The 15939-nt window shown below is 57.5% G+C and carries 10 protein-coding genes; 4 read left to right on the top strand and 6 right to left on the bottom strand.

Translation table 11 applies throughout. The features are described from left to right. Positions 1-16: 16 nt before the first annotated feature. Positions 17-568, top strand: coding sequence for a nitroreductase (locus ACGY09_RS22375; protein WP_397569502.1), 552 nt, complete (start codon positions 17-19; stop codon positions 566-568). Positions 569-657: 89 nt separating this feature from the next. Here ACGY09_RS22375 and ACGY09_RS22370 read toward each other — a convergent pair whose 3' ends face one another. Together ACGY09_RS22370 and ACGY09_RS22365 are read right to left on the bottom strand one after the other, a co-directional pair. Beyond that, complete coding sequence (locus tag ACGY09_RS22370; RefSeq protein WP_397569501.1) at positions 658-1638, bottom strand: amidohydrolase family protein; 981 nt, start codon at positions 1636-1638, stop codon at positions 658-660. Positions 1639-1762: 124 nt separating this feature from the next. After that, the gene (locus ACGY09_RS22365) at positions 1763-4120 is read right to left on the bottom strand and encodes a Tex family protein (protein WP_397569500.1); all 2358 of its coding nucleotides are present in this window, start codon (positions 4118-4120) and stop codon (positions 1763-1765) included. A 607-nt stretch (positions 4121-4727) separates the two neighbouring features. Here ACGY09_RS22365 and ACGY09_RS22360 point away from each other — a divergent pair. Next, positions 4728-5522, top strand: coding sequence for an HpcH/HpaI aldolase/citrate lyase family protein (locus tag ACGY09_RS22360; protein WP_373652761.1), 795 nt, complete (start codon positions 4728-4730; stop codon positions 5520-5522). Positions 5523-5834: 312 nt separating this feature from the next. Here the strand turns inward: ACGY09_RS22360 and ACGY09_RS22355 are convergent, their stop codons facing one another. From ACGY09_RS22355 to ACGY09_RS22345, 3 genes are all read right to left on the bottom strand, one after another. Continuing rightward, positions 5835-6908: a ThiF family adenylyltransferase gene (locus ACGY09_RS22355; protein WP_397569499.1), complete on the bottom strand. Its 1074-nt coding sequence runs from the start codon at positions 6906-6908 to the stop codon at positions 5835-5837. A gap of 91 nt (positions 6909-6999) precedes the next feature. Continuing rightward, positions 7000-7641: a tRNA-uridine aminocarboxypropyltransferase gene (locus ACGY09_RS22350; protein WP_397569498.1), complete on the bottom strand. Its 642-nt coding sequence runs from the start codon at positions 7639-7641 to the stop codon at positions 7000-7002. A 130-nt stretch (positions 7642-7771) separates the two neighbouring features. Further along, entirely contained in the window at positions 7772-8716 is a 945-nt protein-coding gene (locus ACGY09_RS22345) for a hypothetical protein (RefSeq protein ID WP_397569497.1), read from the bottom strand. Positions 8717-9119: 403 nt separating this feature from the next. Here ACGY09_RS22345 and ACGY09_RS22340 point away from each other — a divergent pair, with 403 nt between their 5' ends. Beyond that, positions 9120-9533, top strand: a complete 414-nt coding sequence (locus ACGY09_RS22340) for a hypothetical protein (RefSeq protein WP_397569496.1) — start codon at positions 9120-9122, stop codon at positions 9531-9533. Positions 9534-10129: 596 nt separating this feature from the next. Here ACGY09_RS22340 and ACGY09_RS22335 read toward each other — a convergent pair. Continuing rightward, positions 10130-14071, bottom strand: coding sequence for a hypothetical protein (locus ACGY09_RS22335; RefSeq protein WP_397569495.1), 3942 nt, complete (start codon positions 14069-14071; stop codon positions 10130-10132). Between the two features lie 346 nt (positions 14072-14417). On the opposite strand from ACGY09_RS22335, the gene ACGY09_RS22330 reads away from it, so the two are divergent. After that, positions 14418-15884 (top strand): MotA/TolQ/ExbB proton channel family protein, encoded by a 1467-nt coding sequence (locus ACGY09_RS22330; protein WP_397569494.1) that lies wholly within the window; start codon positions 14418-14420, stop codon positions 15882-15884. Positions 15885-15939: the final 55 nt, after the last annotated feature.

The raw sequence follows: 15939 nt of genomic DNA, 5'->3' as shown, positions 1-15939 counted from the left end.
TCAAGTAAGGACAATCGTGTCACAAACGATTTCTGAAGTCATTCGTGGCCGCCGCACGATCGGAGCGTTCCGGCCCGAGCTTCCCGACGCCTCGCTGATTGAGGCTGCCATCGAAGTTGCTCGCTGGGCCCCCAACCATAAAAAGACCGAGCCGTGGCGAGTCTACTGGCTGGGCCCCAAAACGGCCTCTGCGATCACCGAACTGAACGCGCGGCTGATCGAGAAGAAAAAAGGTCCGGCCGAAGCAGAAGCCAAACGAAAGTCATGGTCGTCCATTCCCGGCTGGCTCGCTGTCACCTGTACCCGATCCGGAGACGCGTTTCGCGAGGGCGAAGACTATGCAGCGTGCTGCTGTTTCATTCAGAACCTGATGCTTGCATTGTGGGCGGAAGGAATCGGCAGCAAATGGGCGACGGGCGATGTCACTCGCGAACCCGAATTTGATCAGTTGCTCGGGATCGATACCGCCACCGAACGTGTCGCCGGCTTGATCTGGTACGGGTATCCGGCAGTCGTTCCTGCTCAGACCCGTCAACCGGTCTCCGCGTTTCTGCGACGACTGGACTGAGTGAGGCCGGAATTCACTCGTGATGCAACGTGAGTCTTGTGCTCACGCCACTTACGGTGGATAGTCGGCTGCTACTCGACGGGCAGGGCTCAGGCTTCTTCCAGTTTCAGCAGTTTGATGGCATTGCCCCGGTAGATCTTGTACTGAACGTCCTCGGGAAGATTGAGCGAATCGAGCAGCTCAAATTGCGGAATCTTCTGGTTGGGCATCAGAACATCGGTTCCGAACAGCAACTGGTCTGCATGTCGAATGACGAACTCTCGACCGAATGTCAGGTCACGGGCAATCGCCTTCTCACCACCCGGTTCCGACAAATCTCCGTACAGGTTCGGATACTTCTTCATCAGTCGATCGAGCGCTCCATCTGGTGCGACCGGTAGAGGAATATCCGGATAGCGGCCGAAGTCCTCAATCGTCGCATCCCCTGAAATGGATGCCCAGAAACCTGCCGCATGTCCGATGAGTGGCAGTTGGGGAAACGCCTTGAGAACCGCTTCCAGACGGGGAAGACCAGGCATATCGGGGTTACGAATATCGTCAAGATGAAACAGGATGGGGAAGCCGACGGTGTCGCAGGCCTCGTAGAGGTACATTTGCTGAGGTGCATCGAACGGCAACCCCGTCTTGTGCTCGCCCAATCCTCGACAGCCGGCATCCTGATAACGCTTCAGGAGATCGACAATTCCTTTCACACCTGCGACATGACCTTGCCTCTGGCCCGGTGCGGTCGCCGCACGTGGGTCAACGACACAGAACGGAATGATCCGTTCAGGGAAGTCATGATAGGCTTTCAGTGCGGTGGTCACCGGTTGGGGAATCGGCGCGGATTCCGGTGAGACCAAGGGCAGGACGCAGGCCCGTTCCACCTGATGCTGGTCCATAAACCGCACCAATAGCTCGGCAGTCAGCTCTTGACTGTGGAAGAACGCACCCAGGTGGGTGTGGATATCGATGTACTTGATCTTCCGATCGGGCAGGGGTTCCGCCGCGGCCACCGCATCGATCAGGCCATGTCCCGCAAGACCCGCTGCTACCGCAGTCTTCAGAAACGATCGCCGCGACTGTTCCATGGAAGATCCCGCATCAAGAGAACGTTATCTCACATCGCTACGTCGCCAGCCGGAAGATTCCCCTGGCGTCTTCTCATCCCATCATGTCGAACATGATCCCTGTGAGTGCCCGGACGCAGGGATACTAATCTTTACTTTGCTGCCACTTCTGTTTGAGTTCGTCGAAGCCTTTCATCAGTCCCGCCTGTCTTGGCTTCGACTCGATGGCAGAGGATTTTGGCTTGGGGACGACCGAACGGCGATTCGGTTCCGGGGACCGCACGGCCGCTGCTCCTGACTGCGGTGTCGCCACGGCTTCTGAGACACCGGGGGGAATCATCGTCAAACCGACACGTTTTCGATCGCGGTCAACACTCAGTACCCAGACTTTAATCACGTCACCGATCGAGACAACATCATGGGGTGAGCGAACGAACTGCGTCGACAACTGACTGATATGAACCAGCGCTGAATCCTTCAGTCCGACATCGACGAACGCACCAAAGTCGACGACATTCAGCACCGTTCCCTGCAACTCCATTCCCACTTCAATGTCGTTTAGCGAGAGAATCCCGCGGCGGAATACGGGTGGCGGCAGATCGGCTCGCGGATCACGTCCCGGTCTCTGCAGATCTTCCAGCATGTCTTCCAGTGTAGGAATCCCACAGCCGACTTCGTCAGCAAACCGGGCAGCGATCACACCGCTCAGCCGTTCTTTTAATGCAGAACGGTCTGCCATCGGCCGCACGTCGTCAGGCGACAGCGAGCAACGGGCGAGCAACTTGCGAGCGATGTCGTAACTTTCAGGATGGATCCAGGTGTTGTCGAGCGGTTCATCGCCGTCCAGCTTCAGGAACCCCGCTGCCTGAGTGAAAGTCGCAGGACCAATCCCGGGAACATTCAACAATTGCTGACGATTGGTAAAGGATCCCTGCTTCTCGCGGAATTCCACCACCCGCCGGGCGAGCAGTTGATTGAAGCCCGAAACATGTGCCAGCAGCGACGAACTGGCTCGATTGATGTCGACGCCCACGTAGTTCACACACGATTCGACAACCTGGTCCAGCGTCTCTTTCAGTTGTTTGATATTGAGATCGTGCTGATACATCCCCACACCGATGTGCTGCGGCTCGATTTTGACGAGTTCGCTCAAGGGATCCTGCAACCGGCGACCGATCGAGATTGTCCCGCGCGCCGTCGCGTCCAACTGAGGAAACTCCTGCTGCGCAACAGCGCTCGTGGAGTAAATACTCGCCCCGGCCTCGTTCACAACAATGTACTTCGCTTCCGGACAATCCGTCGAAATCAGTTCCGCGACGAGTTCTTCTGTCTCACGACAAGCGGTTCCATTGCCAATGACGATCACCTGACAGCGATGTTCACGGATCAGCGATGCCAGCTTGGCCTTTGACTCCTGCTTTTTCTCGTCCGATAGAATGTACATCACGTCGACGACAACAACGCCGCCGACTTCATCCAGGACTGCCAGCTTGCATCCCGTTCGGAAGCCCGGATCGATCGCCAGCACTCGCTGGTTATGCAGGGGAGGTTGCAGCAGCAGGTTTCGGAGGTTCTGTGCAAAGACCGAGATTGCATGCCGCTCGGCCTTTTCCGTCAGGTCCCGACGGAACTCACGATCGAGCGCCGGCTGAATGAAACGCCCCAGCGCATCGAGAGCACATTCGGTCATGAACTCCCGGCACCGATGCTGATCGATCTTGAGGTGATCCCGGGTCACTTTCAGGGCCCGATCGTCATCCCAGTTGAAGCTGACTCGCAGAGCCTTCAGTTCTTCCCCACGATTGAGCGCCAGAATGCGATGAGGGGGGATCTTCGAGACCGGTTCCGTGTATTCGAAGTAATCGCGAAACTCGGGATGGGATTGATCGGCACTCTTCGTACCGAACGAAGCCAGTCGACCCGTCTCCCGCGCAATCTTACGACAGAGTTCCCGCAGATTGGCATCGTCGCCAATCCGTTCTGCGATGATGTCGGCGGCCCCTTCCAGCACTTTCGACTGGTCAGGCAATTCCTTTTCCGCACTGACGTAACGCGCGGCGTTCCCGGGCAGTTCTGCCTGTGTGATGGTCTGGTTCCAGATGGCATCTGCCAACGGCTCCAGCCCTCGCTCTTTTGCCATGGTGGCACGCGAGCGACGTTTAGGCCGGTACGGCAGATAGAGATCATCGAGCCGCTTGAGCGAATCAGCCTGCTCGATCTCGGACTTCAATTGCGGGGTCAGTTTTCCCTGAGCTTCGATCAAACGAAGAATGTCCGCGGCCCGTTCAGCGAGGTGCCGCAAGGACAGGACCCGTTCCTGAATGGCACGGATCTGCTCTTCGTGCAGATTGCCCGTCCGTTCTTTCCGGTATCGCGTGATGAAAGGAACGGTGTTCCCGTCATCCAGCAATTGCACGGTTTGCTGTACCTGGTCGTACCGCAGGTGCAATTCTGCGGCTACGCGTTTGACGTCCACGTCACGTGGCTGATGCTGATCCGTCATGAACACCATCCGTACCCCGCAGGGCCTGACTCGCCGCTTAAAAATCGTGATGCCGTATCGACGCACAAACAGTTCGAAATCGGCAGCGAATGATATCGCATTTTCATGTCGCCAGGGGAAGTGACAACACCACTTCTCAATCGATTACCCAATCCCTCGCGCGACCACTGCAGTGTCTCTGAAACGCGTCCACAATCCAACCCCTGAATCATGAGAGTCCGTGACCTCGATCTGGGTAGAGTCCTCTTCACAGAACTCTCGCTCATGAGCATCTCACTCTCGTCCGTTCGCTTGAATTTTTTACGCCCTCCACAGGACCGAAGATCTCCCCATAGATGTGTCGTCTCAGGACCCCGGCTGCCGCAATTCATTCCTTCGACACTCGGCTCGCCATAACACGACATCGCTCATACAGCAGGTGCCGAGCAGAAACAGATGAGAAGCCCCATGTTCAGGGACAGTACGGCATCAAATGCTTCATCCATGGGAAGAAGGCACGTCGCAGAGAATGAGTTCCCTGCTGCCGGGCGCTTGCTTCGAGCATCGATTACGTAGACACTCTGCATCCTGTTGCCTCTCCTGTTCACACACAAAGCTGGGGATTGTCATGCGGAAGAATTCGGTCAAGGCGGCGCTCAAAGCGGGATTGCCACAAGTGGGTACGTGGCTGTCACTGGGGAACGTATTCGCGGCCCGACTGATGGCACGCGTTGGGTTTCCCTGGCTGACAGTTGATCTGGAGCACTCACCGATCGGCTGGGACAACGCCGGGCAACTGTTCGGAGCTGTCGCCGACGCCGGTTGTATCTGCCTGGCACGTGTCCCCCGCGGCGATCACGACTACATCAAGCGTGTGCTTGACGCAGGGGCACACGGCATCGTCGTCCCGATGGTCAACACCGTTGCAGAAGCCAAACTGGCCATCGCAGCCGCAAAGTACCCCCCCACCGGAAACCGATCGGTGGGAGGAGGCATGCACGCGATGAACTTCAACGCGACGGCCGGTGACTACTACAAGTATGCGAATGACGAAGTTCTCGTCGTCCTGCAGACCGAGTCTCCTGAAGGAGTGCGGAATGCAGAAGAGATTTACAGCCTGCCAGGCGTCGACGCCATTTTTGTTGGTCCGAACGACCTGTCGTTCCAGATGCGAGGTCCCGATGGAAAGGATCCCAGCCCGGAAGAATTCGAAGCCATGCTGCAGAAGATACTCTCCATCGGAAAAAAATGCGGGACCCCCGTCGGCCTTCACGTCCAGACGGTCGAAGCCGCACAGATGCGTATCGAACAAGGCTGGCAGTTCATTGCACTCGGTAGCGAACTGCGGTTTATGGTCTCGGAAGCTCAACGAACGGTCGAAGGCCTCGGGTTGACCAAATCCGGAGATCTCGCCCGGTATTAATCTGGTTCACTCGTCCTGATTGCATCCCCACAATGGGGGATTGGCCCGCAGCGCCGAACGGATGGGGTTGAACCGACAGTTGATGCTGCTGGCTCTCTTCCTGTAATGATCGGCCATGAAGCAGCGACAAGGCCGGGATGTTGTCCCGGCTTTCTTTATTTGTACTCCGTTCATGCGTCTGCGCGGGTTTGCGAAATCTCGATTGCCCGGATGCCCCCCAGGTGTCTTCCACACCCGATCCTGGTGATCGTTCCCAACCTGGGACTGGTGACACTGCTTGAACGAAGAAGTGTTGAACGAACCAGAGACCGATCAACCGATAAAGCGGGCGTAAAGTCCCCGCGCGACGTTGATGTCGTCCGTTCCCTGAATAATGGCGCGGCCGTCCCGGAAGATCGTCAGCTCATAGGAGGGATTGGTCAGCGTCAGCCGCACGAGGAAGGGATTGCGCGTGACCGTTCCCGAAGATTCCAGTTTTCGCTCCAGTTCTTCCAGCGCGATCACGGCCGGAAATGCAGGAGAGATCTGTACGGAGTTGCGGCCACAGAGCACGACGGACTGTGAGGCGTTTCCTCCGTTAAGCCAGTCGCGCCGTCCCTGGACACACGCCGGGCACTGACTCTTGTCGCGAAGGTTTGCCAGGTTCATCTGCCGCAGAGATCCGTCCCACACATCAACGATCGACAATTGAGGGGGAACGAAGTCTTTCCGCCCCGCCAGAATCTTGAGCACCGTGGCCGCCTGCAGAGCTGTCACCATATGAATCGCGGGTGCAATAACGCCTGCCGAATCACACGTTTCGATCGAGCCCGCATCGGGTGGAACTTCGATGACACAACGGAGACAGGCTGACTCGTGAGGAAAGATCGCCATGGTCTGTCCATGACTGCCAACGCACCCGGCGTAGACCCAGGGAATCCCTGTTTCCAGAGAGACGTCATTGATGAGGAATCGAATCTCGAAGTTGTCGGTCCCATCGACAATCAGGTCGACGTCTTTCGCGAACTCACGAATGTTTCGCCAATCAATGTCGGCCACGTGGGGCTCGATCGTCACCTGCGAATTGACTCGGGCCAGTTTCTTCGCCGCCACAACAGACTTCGGCAAATGTTCCGCAACATCCTGCTCATCAAACAAAACTTGCCTTTGCAGATTCGACAGATCGACGAAATCGCGGTCAACGATGCGAACAAATCCGACACCGGCTCGCACCAGCGTATCTGCCAGGACGGTCCCCAATGCCCCGCAGCCGCAAAGCAGGATGCGCGATTGGCAGATCCGCTGCTGACCCTCAGCCCCGATTCCGGCGAACCGGACCTGGCGGCTATACCGTTCCAGCGAATCCGGTGCGGGCGTATCCACTGATGTCGAGCGATCTGCCGTCACGATAGATCCCAGCCTTTCTTATTAAACCGCCGACGCGCAAACCTGCGGTGGGGCAGGGCGGGGCATCTGCAACGACGCGGAATTCTGAAGGTCAATTGAATGCCTCTGCGGGGATCCCCGACACGTGACATTGATCAGCGGTAATCTTACCGCGTGACCAGAGTGTCCGTTCCACCATCACGCGGAGAACCTCTTCGAGTTTGGCTTGAGCTTCAGGACTTTCCAGAATCCCGATCGCTCGGGCAATCGCTTCCAGGGTACACACCCCCGTCACGTGCCGCTGGACTCGAAGATGGTATTCCGTCGGGGGACCAGGGGGAAGTTTGACGTGAGGAATCCCCGCGAGCGCGGGCTCACGCCGTACGAATTTTTGCGTTTGCCGCCAGTTCGCGTCAGGAACAATCAACGTGACCGGTTCGGACAACGAGGCGACGAAGTCAGCATCCAAAACGGTCGCATGAGCACTCGGGTAGAGCAGGTAAGAACGTGTCCCCGGCTGATGCAGGCTCGCCCCGTCCAGTCGATCGTCAATGCGACCATGAATACGCAGCTCGCTGTTCGTCAGGGCCTTATTGACCAGCTTGGCGGTGTTCGTCGTGAGGGGCTGCTCCAGCGTGTGCATCAGGATCAGCACGCGAGTCTGGAGCGTGATTTCCGGAATCCACGCACAGAAGCAAAGTGGTTTGCGAATCTCGCAGCGTGGGCAACGGTGCGCTGCAATGAACTGTCGCATAACTTGTCCAGCACGATTCGAAGAGAAAGCACTGAAGCGGGCTGGCCATAAAGGCAAGCCCGCTTCATTCTGATTTTCAGTTTACACCGTCTGGAATGCTCGCGACACCCTGACGATCAATTCACCCGCATCAGTTGCTGGCAGCCTTGGCCGTGCGAACTGTTCGAGGCTGAATCTGTTCCTCAACCTTGGGGTCCTGTTCTCCTTCTTCGCGCTTCTCTTCGGCTTTCGCCATCGCCTGTGCGAGCAGTTGCTGTGCACCGAGGAGCTGGTCACGAGTGAAGTAAGGGGCTGGATTGGGATCGCCCAGATGTTCTTCTACTTTCTCGGCCAGTTCCTGGAACGACATTTTGTCGGTCAGGTGCCAGGCAGCAGCCTGAGCAGCCTGTCGATCGACTTTCCCTGTTCCAACCTTCGCCAGCAGCTCATAGAGAACGGGACTCGTGCTGACCCGGGACAGCGGGACAATTGTGTATTTGCTGGTAGGACCGGGCTCAGGCTTGCCGTGTTCGAGACAGACAGAGTTGAACGGGAGCGAAATGATCTTCTCGGCGGGGACTGAGAAGAACCCACCCCCACCACCGCCCATGCCGCCCATACCACCCATGCCGCCGCCACCACCCATGCCGCCCATACCGCCGCCACCGCCCATGCCGCCACCCATCTGCTGGCCGCCGCCGCCTCCCATGCCCCCCATACCGCCGCCACCCATTCCCCCCATGCCGCCACCGCCCATGCCCCCCATGCCCCCGCCAAATTGCGAATGGATGGAGACACCGGCGACTGCGTCGGGAATCTTGACGGTCAAAGGTTTATCTGTTTTGTTCTCGATGAGGACAGTCCCCCCCATCGCATCACGGGGGATCAGCTTGACGGTGACCTGTTTGGCTTCAACCGCCTCGAACAGATCGACCTTCTCTGCTGTGGGGTCGAATTTGGGGTTCTTGATTGGCCGTTTGCTGGCTTTGGTCGCCTTGCTGGCAGCGGAAAGTTCGATGGGAAGCGATGCGGCGACAATGATTGCCAGGGACGTTAATCCGCAGGCGAACAGCAACGCGACGGGACGACGGGCCATCGAAAATTCCTTTCGCACACTCAAGTGACCAAGAATGGAGACGATTCTGATCGTCAAGGGAGTCCACTCTGCCACGACAAAACATCTGAAATCTATGCTCAGATTGTAAGCCTGAGCCAGAGACGACCACAATCAAAACTTTTTCGGAATGACAATTTTTCCCGCATGAATGCGGATTGTGCGCAACGTGGTCCCTACAGTCGCGCACAGCTTTTGACAGAGATCCTTTTCCTATCATCGACCGTTGTCCGGAAGCACCGTGAAATGGATTATGAAAGGCCGATTAGCCGTTACTTCCGGTCTCAATCGCTACAAACCGGACCGGACTGAGAGAGGGGATTGCTGAGACGTTCAGACTTTAGTAGGTTAAGCGAATGGATCATCTCGTCAGGAGGCTCACAACATGTCCCGGCATAATTCCGACCGCGGTCGTCTCGCGGTGACATGGCTGGCGACGGCGTTCGTCGTTGTGATTGGTGCCGCCGCATCGGCGTTTGTCATTATCGCCGCCACGGACCAGAGGGAACAGCCGCTGCTTGTCTGGGGAGCCTCATTCGCAGGACTCAGTTTCATCCTCTTCCTGATGAACCTCCGTTGGGACCGCCCCGTCGGGAAGCTGCAGACCTGGCTCTTCGCACAACATCGCAGTGACCCCACCGACGAATATCGCGCCGCGAGACGACGTATCCAGTCGCGAGAAAAGTACGGTAACAACGGGCCTCCCACGCTCGAAACCGTCCGTGACGCCGCCGATTTCAACGGAACCTGGGCACCCCGCTCCTCAGGTGGATCGCGTTCCCGCCGTGAAGGAAAGTAACCGACAAAGCAGCAGGACCGGCAAACAACAGCGAGTCCGCCCTTACCGTCCGGCCGAAAGTTCTGACCGGCCGAGAGCGAACTCCGCGGTGCACCTGCCCCTGCGTGAGCACGATCGATCCAGCAAGGCCGGGTAGCCACGGTTGACGCGTCTTCGCGGCTACCGGGGCGGCGTCAGCCGCAAGAGGTCCCCTCAAGGCTTCTCCCGAAGCCGCTCTCAAATTCCGAACAAACAACAATAAACAAGGTCAGTCGGGCCTGCACTCGAATTCTTTCGAGCCCAGTCAATTACAGGGACAAGTACGCAGCGTCGTCGTAAGAGAGACGACGCCATCTACACTCGCCGCGTACCATCCACACTCACCGCGAACAGACTGAAGATCTCGTCCATCGATCGTCGCAGCCCTCTTTTCAAAGGTCAGCGCAACTCAAAGGTCAGCGCGACCTCGGAAGACTACCGTGAGGAGTGAAGTGATTCAGAACTCTCCGCAGCCCCAGACAGAGTCTTTACGCGCCCCATCGCTCCGAGTGTGGCATCCGCCACGGGACTGAACGGCGAAAGCGCCACTCGGTCCCGGCTTACATTCCGACGAAAGTCTACGCCTTCCCTTTGCGTTCCGATGGAGGTTGCTTCCACTGCTTCAGTTGCTGACGCAGTTCCTTCAAGGTGAGTGCAGGAATCGGCAGATGAAGCAGCGGTTCAGAATCGGGGGGTGCGGTATCACCCGACTCGTGAACCCGGTTCAGTTCCTCTTCAAGAGTCCGCAACCACGCCGGAATATCAATTCCAGATCCGGACGTCGTTTTGAGATACTCTTCCACCGAGACCTGAAGTGCCTGGAATGCAGGTGATTCAGTCTTCCCCGCATCAGCATCTTCGCAAGCAGGCCTGATGCGGGCGAGCATGTGATTGACCGACAGCGGCTTAACGAAGCGTTCCTGCAGATGATTCGCCACCGAAGGCATCCGCATTCCGTACTTTTTCTGAAGCATTTCCAGACGCTGCAGGTGATTGTCCGCCATCTCTTCTGTTTTCAGTGAGATCACGTCTTCCCAGATCGTCGCCGCTTCGGTCTTGCCGAGTCGCGCCAGAACTTCGTGGGCCACCGTGACGGGCAGCATGTTCCAGGCATCACGGTCGTAGGCCGTTTCCAGTCGCAGGAAGTCAAGCAGCGAATAGAAATGTTCGCCGTAGTCCGACTGCGTGGTCGTCGTGTTGTATTCGAGAAAACGGTCAAACTTTTCGACGACCACCTGATAGATCAGATTCAACTGCTCGGCAGCTTCTTCGCGATCAATCGTTCCGCTGCGTAAGTCGTCCAGCAGCTTGATGGGATGCAGGGGGTCTTCGTTTTCCTCCAGATGCGTGAGGAAATGGTCGACGCCGCTGTGGAGAATGGCACGGACGTTACCCAGTGTGAGCAACCGTGCATTCAGGATGTACGAGCCATACGTCTTGACGAATTCGGCCGTCTCTTCCCACAGAGGTTCCACTTTCAACGCTTCCACGGTCGACAGGCGCATCGTGTTGCTGTGCTCAAGCCATTCATCGATGTAGTACTCGACGATCGTCCCGACGATTTCGATCAGATCTTCATCGCTGAAACGTCCACCCTTCCAGTCACCGGAAACCTTGATGACGCACTCCAGCGTATAGCGTAAGGCGATCCGGAACAGCCGGTCGAACTCGGTCACCGCCATCCCCTTCGGACGCGATGCCCGTTCCATCTGACGAGCCGTCTTCAGCAGTTGCCAGGTCTCTTTCAACAGACCGAGCTGAGGCAAATGAGCAAGCAGGAAACGGATGACCATCTGCATCGATCGGGCGGTCAGAATCTGCTTGGGTTCGCCCCCATGTTCGAGAGGAACATAGAGCAGGGGCTTGCTTTGCAGCGACCTGAGCAGTCCCGGCAGGACACGACGAACTTCGTCTTCGTTCCGTTGCATGACGCCGCGATAGATGTCGATGATCCGCACGTCATCGGCATTGGTTTTGACCGTGTCATCCGCCGGCGAAAGGGCACAGGCCAGACACCACTGAGCCGAACGGCAACTGAGCGCCGTCTGGATCGTTGTCTGGATCAGGAACAGCTTCGTCTGCAGTTGTGTGTCGTACTCGATGTTCACATCGTGTTCGGCACTGGCCTGCCCGATCTCCTGCTTCCACAGACGCTCAATCAGGCGTGTCAGGTCGGCCTGCACTTCAATCGAATGGCGCAGCCAGTGACGCAGTGATTCCGCCTGAGCCAGCCTCAGTTCCTTTACCGCATTGGACTGAGGGTCGACAGGCACAACCTCACGTTCCACGGCGAGCGTCGCCCCCATCTGATATAGCTGGGCGATCGTACGCAAGAACTTCAGGCGCGGTTCGAGTTCGCGTTCGATGAGTTCGAACTCGGTCGCGCGGTGGAAGGCTGGCCGGTCGTCCATGGTCTCGCCCTCCTGACCATCATCCGCACTGTCCCGGTAGACCATCCCTTCATAAGCGGCATCGAACAGTTCGTCCTCTTCATCGCGGATTGGTTCTTCCCCCATCCCGCTCACTTCCTCAGACGACTCGGATTCAGAGGACTTGCGAAATTCCGTAATCGACGTCGTCGCAGGCGCTGACCACAATTCGCCCGCGTTCGCTTCGAGGTAGTCGAACATTCTGCGGATCAGTGGCCAGGGGTCTTCTTTGGTCATCGAGCCCTTGTCGACGACGATCCCCATCCACCACAGCAGCAGGTCTTCGAACGACATATGGCCCGCTTCCAGCCCGACTTCTTCCTGCTGGCTCAGCCACTGCATCAGCAGGCCCAGCGCGGCAACAGTGTCGCGCCGCTCCAGCAACGCAGAAACCACTTGCGCATACGCTTTGGCGCTGTCAAACTTTTCGACATGTTCGCGCCAGAACTGGATGTCACCAGCCGCTTCTCCCGCTGTCCGCCACTCCGCCAGAGCCTGAGCGACGTGCGAGGCCGAATCAAGACTCTCCCTTGCTGCCACACGTGGAAGGTCATGCACAGTCGAGGATCCAAACCGGTCCCAGAACTCGGCGAGTGCTTCGTAGCGGACCGAGATTGTGGCGGCCATTTTGGTTTCGCCCCGCGCCGCCGCTTCTTCCCAAGTACGGGTGTAAGCGTCCAGCAGCGCCTCCATCATGTGCAGCAGAATCTCGACCCGCTGATCGGGAACACTGTCTTCCCGCGATGAAAACAGCGGAAACAGTCCTTGAAACCCCAGAATATTCCAGGGATCGACCAGCGCCCCGCACTCGATTCCCCGGTGCAGATATTCTTCGGCTTCCGCCAGCAGGTGCATCGCCTCGGAAATCTTGCCGAGTTCCACAACGCGACGGGCACCGTGGACGCGACAGAGCACTTCGCACTCAAACCGGGCCGACGCGCAAGGGATGACCGCCGCCTGACGCAAACTCGCTTCGGGATAGCCCATCCGCGCAAACAAGTGGGCCAACTGCCGACGCTGGACTTGTTGAGTCCCATAGTTCGCGAGGTACATGTTCAACGACTGCCGGACATGCCCGAACGGCTGGCGAGTCGTCTTCGCGTGCTTTTTCAGGCGTTTGGCGCGTGCCCCCGTGGCACTCTCCAGCAACCAGGAATAAAACCGGTCCCGCTGGCGAGCAACTCGTGGCAGCAGCGATGTGAGCGTGACACTGGAATCGTGGCATTCCGGGCCATCCCCGCTGATCGCCGACGCCATGAGGATCGTTCCGCATAGGACTGCGGACATGTCGAACAGCACTTCTTCAGACGCCACTCGCTTTTGCTTCTGTTGCCAGTCGATCAGCGAATCAATGATGACGCGACGAACGACGAACCGCTGATAACGGCCTTTCAAATCGATCTGGTGCGGATCCCACTCCCCGAACAGATAGTTGGTTCGCTTGTTGACAGGGTGGGAATGATCGTGAGCCCGAGGGTCCAGCGCCAGTTCTTCAAGCTGGTTAAAGTCGAAGTACGCTTCGGCCAGCATGTCTTCGGGGACTTTGGCCAGCAGGTCCAGAGCCCCCTGGATCAGCGTCTGATACGGTCCGTGTGCGACGCCCGCGTTCCGCAGGTAAAGCGGCCAGGGACGAACTCGCTCGTGCGAGTACAGGTCCATCTTGCGACCGTTTTCCAGCACCGCAATCGGACGGAATCCGACAAAATCGTTAAGTCGATTCAGGGAACCCTGAACGATCCCGTCCCGGTCGTCCCACGGCGGTCCCTGCTGCAGCACCGCTTCGAACACTTTTGCCAGGAAAAATGGCTGCTCATATTCGGATTCGTTCAAATGAGCCAGCAAGTCCCGATGATGAGTCCGGTAGGCGGGAAGCACATCATTGAAAACGAGATTCAGCACTGATTCGGCCTGAGCCACGTCCCGGAATGCGGGCGCAGTCTCTTTCAATTGCGTAAGGAGGGCGCGCAGCGCTCCCGGAACCTTCGTCCAGGTCTGGCTGGCGACAAGCTCGTTCAATTGACGTTGAAACTTCGGGTCAGGTCGGCCGCCGGAGAAGTTGAGATAGCCGAGTAACTCTTGTGCTGTCGTCATATCGGTTTGGGAAAGATTCAAAGTCCCGGTCCCCCGGCCATAAACGTCGTCAGCTCTTTTCAGCAAGGTCCGTGGAAAAGACACCTCCTCCACAAATCTTGCCAAGTCCATGCAATACAATACGGGACTTGTCAGCCTGTAAGCAAACCCGTCTGCCGTCGTTCCCCGGATAAATCTGGTTCTGTCTTAAGCCGCCACAGTTTTGGCTCATTCCACGAACCATTGTTGCCGATTGTTCCGATAATGACCTTTCTGCGGTTCCTCTCCGTCCTGCGGCGATCTCAAAACAGGACGATTAGGGAAGCTGGAACGATTGCCTTCTTGAACTCTGGCAGGAAACTTCGGTATGGCGACAACCTCGCGGTCCACCGGAAGATCGATCGAGCAGCGGATTAACGCCATTTTCGGGTCGCCCTGGTTGTGGGGAACAGCGATCACCTGCGGATTTTACGCGCTTCTTCCATATCTCCCTGTCTACCAGGAAGATATGAAGCGATACTTCACCGCGCACTGGATCGAATATGCCACAACGGGACTGTTCTTTATTGGACTGTCCACATTGTTTGGCAAGCTGATGCGGATTCCGACCGAACGGAGCGCGCTGCGGGCCGATCTACTCGAGGGGCTGAGCCTCGACGGAGTCCCCGACGCCGAAGTCTGCGCGGATCGAATTCAAACGCATTTGAATCTCGTCGCCAAACGAAGTGAAGACACCCACCTGGTCCGCCGGGTTCGCGAAGCGTGCGACTATGTCTCCAGCCGACGATCCGCGGAAGGTCTGGAAGGCTACCTCACTTACCTGGCGGAACTCAGCAGTGGCCGCCTGCACGATGGCTACGCACTGATCCGGACGATCACCTGGGCTGTCCCGATCCTGGGCTTCCTCGGTACCGTCATCGGAATCACGATGGCGATCGCGAATATTACCCCCGACAAACTGGAATCGTCACTCCCTGAGGTCACCGCGGGACTGGCTGTCGCCTTCGATACAACGGCGCTTTCACTCGCCCTGTCGATGATTCTGGTCTTTGTCACCTTCATCGTGGAACGTTCCGAGCACCAGACTCTGGACGATATCGAAGATTTCGGCGTCAAACGGATTCTGCGGCTGTTCCCCGCCACTGCAGCGACCGTCTCTTCTCCTCTCACGCTCGCAGAACAACAGGCGGCGGAACAACTTCTGTCACGCTCTGAAGGCATGATCAACTGGCAGATGGAACTCTGGCAGACTTCGCTCGAATCGCTTCGCGAACGCTGGTCAGGAACACTCTCCAGACAGCAGGAATATCTCGATCAGGCTCTTCAAACCGGCTTGACGAATGCCCTGGTGGATCATTCGCAACAGATGGCCACGGTCCGGTCGGAATTCATGACCGCTTTCCAGTCCGCATCCACGTCGATCGGACAACAGCTTAACGAAGCCCGTACGGCGCTGGCGGAGCAACAGAGACTGGGCTGTGAGCAGATCGCCCGTACCTGGGATCAGTTCCGAACCGAGATTGCTCAAACACGGGATGAATACGCACAGCAGCTCACCGCATTGACCCAGGAAATTTCAGCAGAAGTCGGTGGCTGGCAAACCCAGTTGGAGACATCGACCACGGCAATGACCCGGCAGTTCGAGGAATTGCGACAGCAGGGAGATGTCTTCCTGAAGCTGACCGAAAACGAATCCGAGCTGGTCCGTCTCGAAAGCCGACTCGCCGAAAACCTCGAAGCGGTCAAGGTGGTCGAATCCCTTGAGCATACGCTGCTGAACCTGAACGCCGCAGTCAACCTGTTGACCGCACGAGCAAAAACAAAGGCTGCCTGAACCGAAGTGAATGACTGATTCCCCAATCCGCCTCACTTTCGTATTCGTACTAGCA

Origin of the sequence: Schlesneria sphaerica, assembly GCF_044336245.1 — a bacterium.
GTDB classification, from domain to species: Bacteria; Planctomycetota; Planctomycetia; order Planctomycetales; family Planctomycetaceae; genus Schlesneria; species Schlesneria sphaerica.
The sequence above is the reverse complement of the archived record's forward strand: the minus strand, read 5'-3'. Positions and strand labels throughout refer to the sequence as shown.

Excerpts from the sequence above, each read along its gene's own strand:
- ACGY09_RS22370 (WP_397569501.1), bottom strand. The coding sequence starts at position 1,638 with ATGGAACAGTCGCGGCGATCGTTTCTGAAGACTGCGGTAGCAGCGGGT.
- ACGY09_RS22365 (WP_397569500.1), bottom strand. The coding sequence starts at position 4,120 with ATGACGGATCAGCATCAGCCACGTGACGTGGACGTCAAACGCGTAGCC.
- ACGY09_RS22360 (WP_373652761.1), top strand. The coding sequence starts at position 4,728 with ATGCGGAAGAATTCGGTCAAGGCGGCGCTCAAAGCGGGATTGCCACAA.
- ACGY09_RS22350 (WP_397569498.1), bottom strand. The coding sequence starts at position 7,641 with ATGCGACAGTTCATTGCAGCGCACCGTTGCCCACGCTGCGAGATTCGC.
- ACGY09_RS22345 (WP_397569497.1), bottom strand. The coding sequence starts at position 8,716 with ATGGCCCGTCGTCCCGTCGCGTTGCTGTTCGCCTGCGGATTAACGTCC.
- ACGY09_RS22340 (WP_397569496.1), top strand. The coding sequence starts at position 9,120 with ATGTCCCGGCATAATTCCGACCGCGGTCGTCTCGCGGTGACATGGCTG.
- ACGY09_RS22335 (WP_397569495.1), bottom strand. The coding sequence starts at position 14,071 with ATGACGACAGCACAAGAGTTACTCGGCTATCTCAACTTCTCCGGCGGC.
- ACGY09_RS22330 (WP_397569494.1), top strand. The coding sequence starts at position 14,418 with ATGGCGACAACCTCGCGGTCCACCGGAAGATCGATCGAGCAGCGGATT.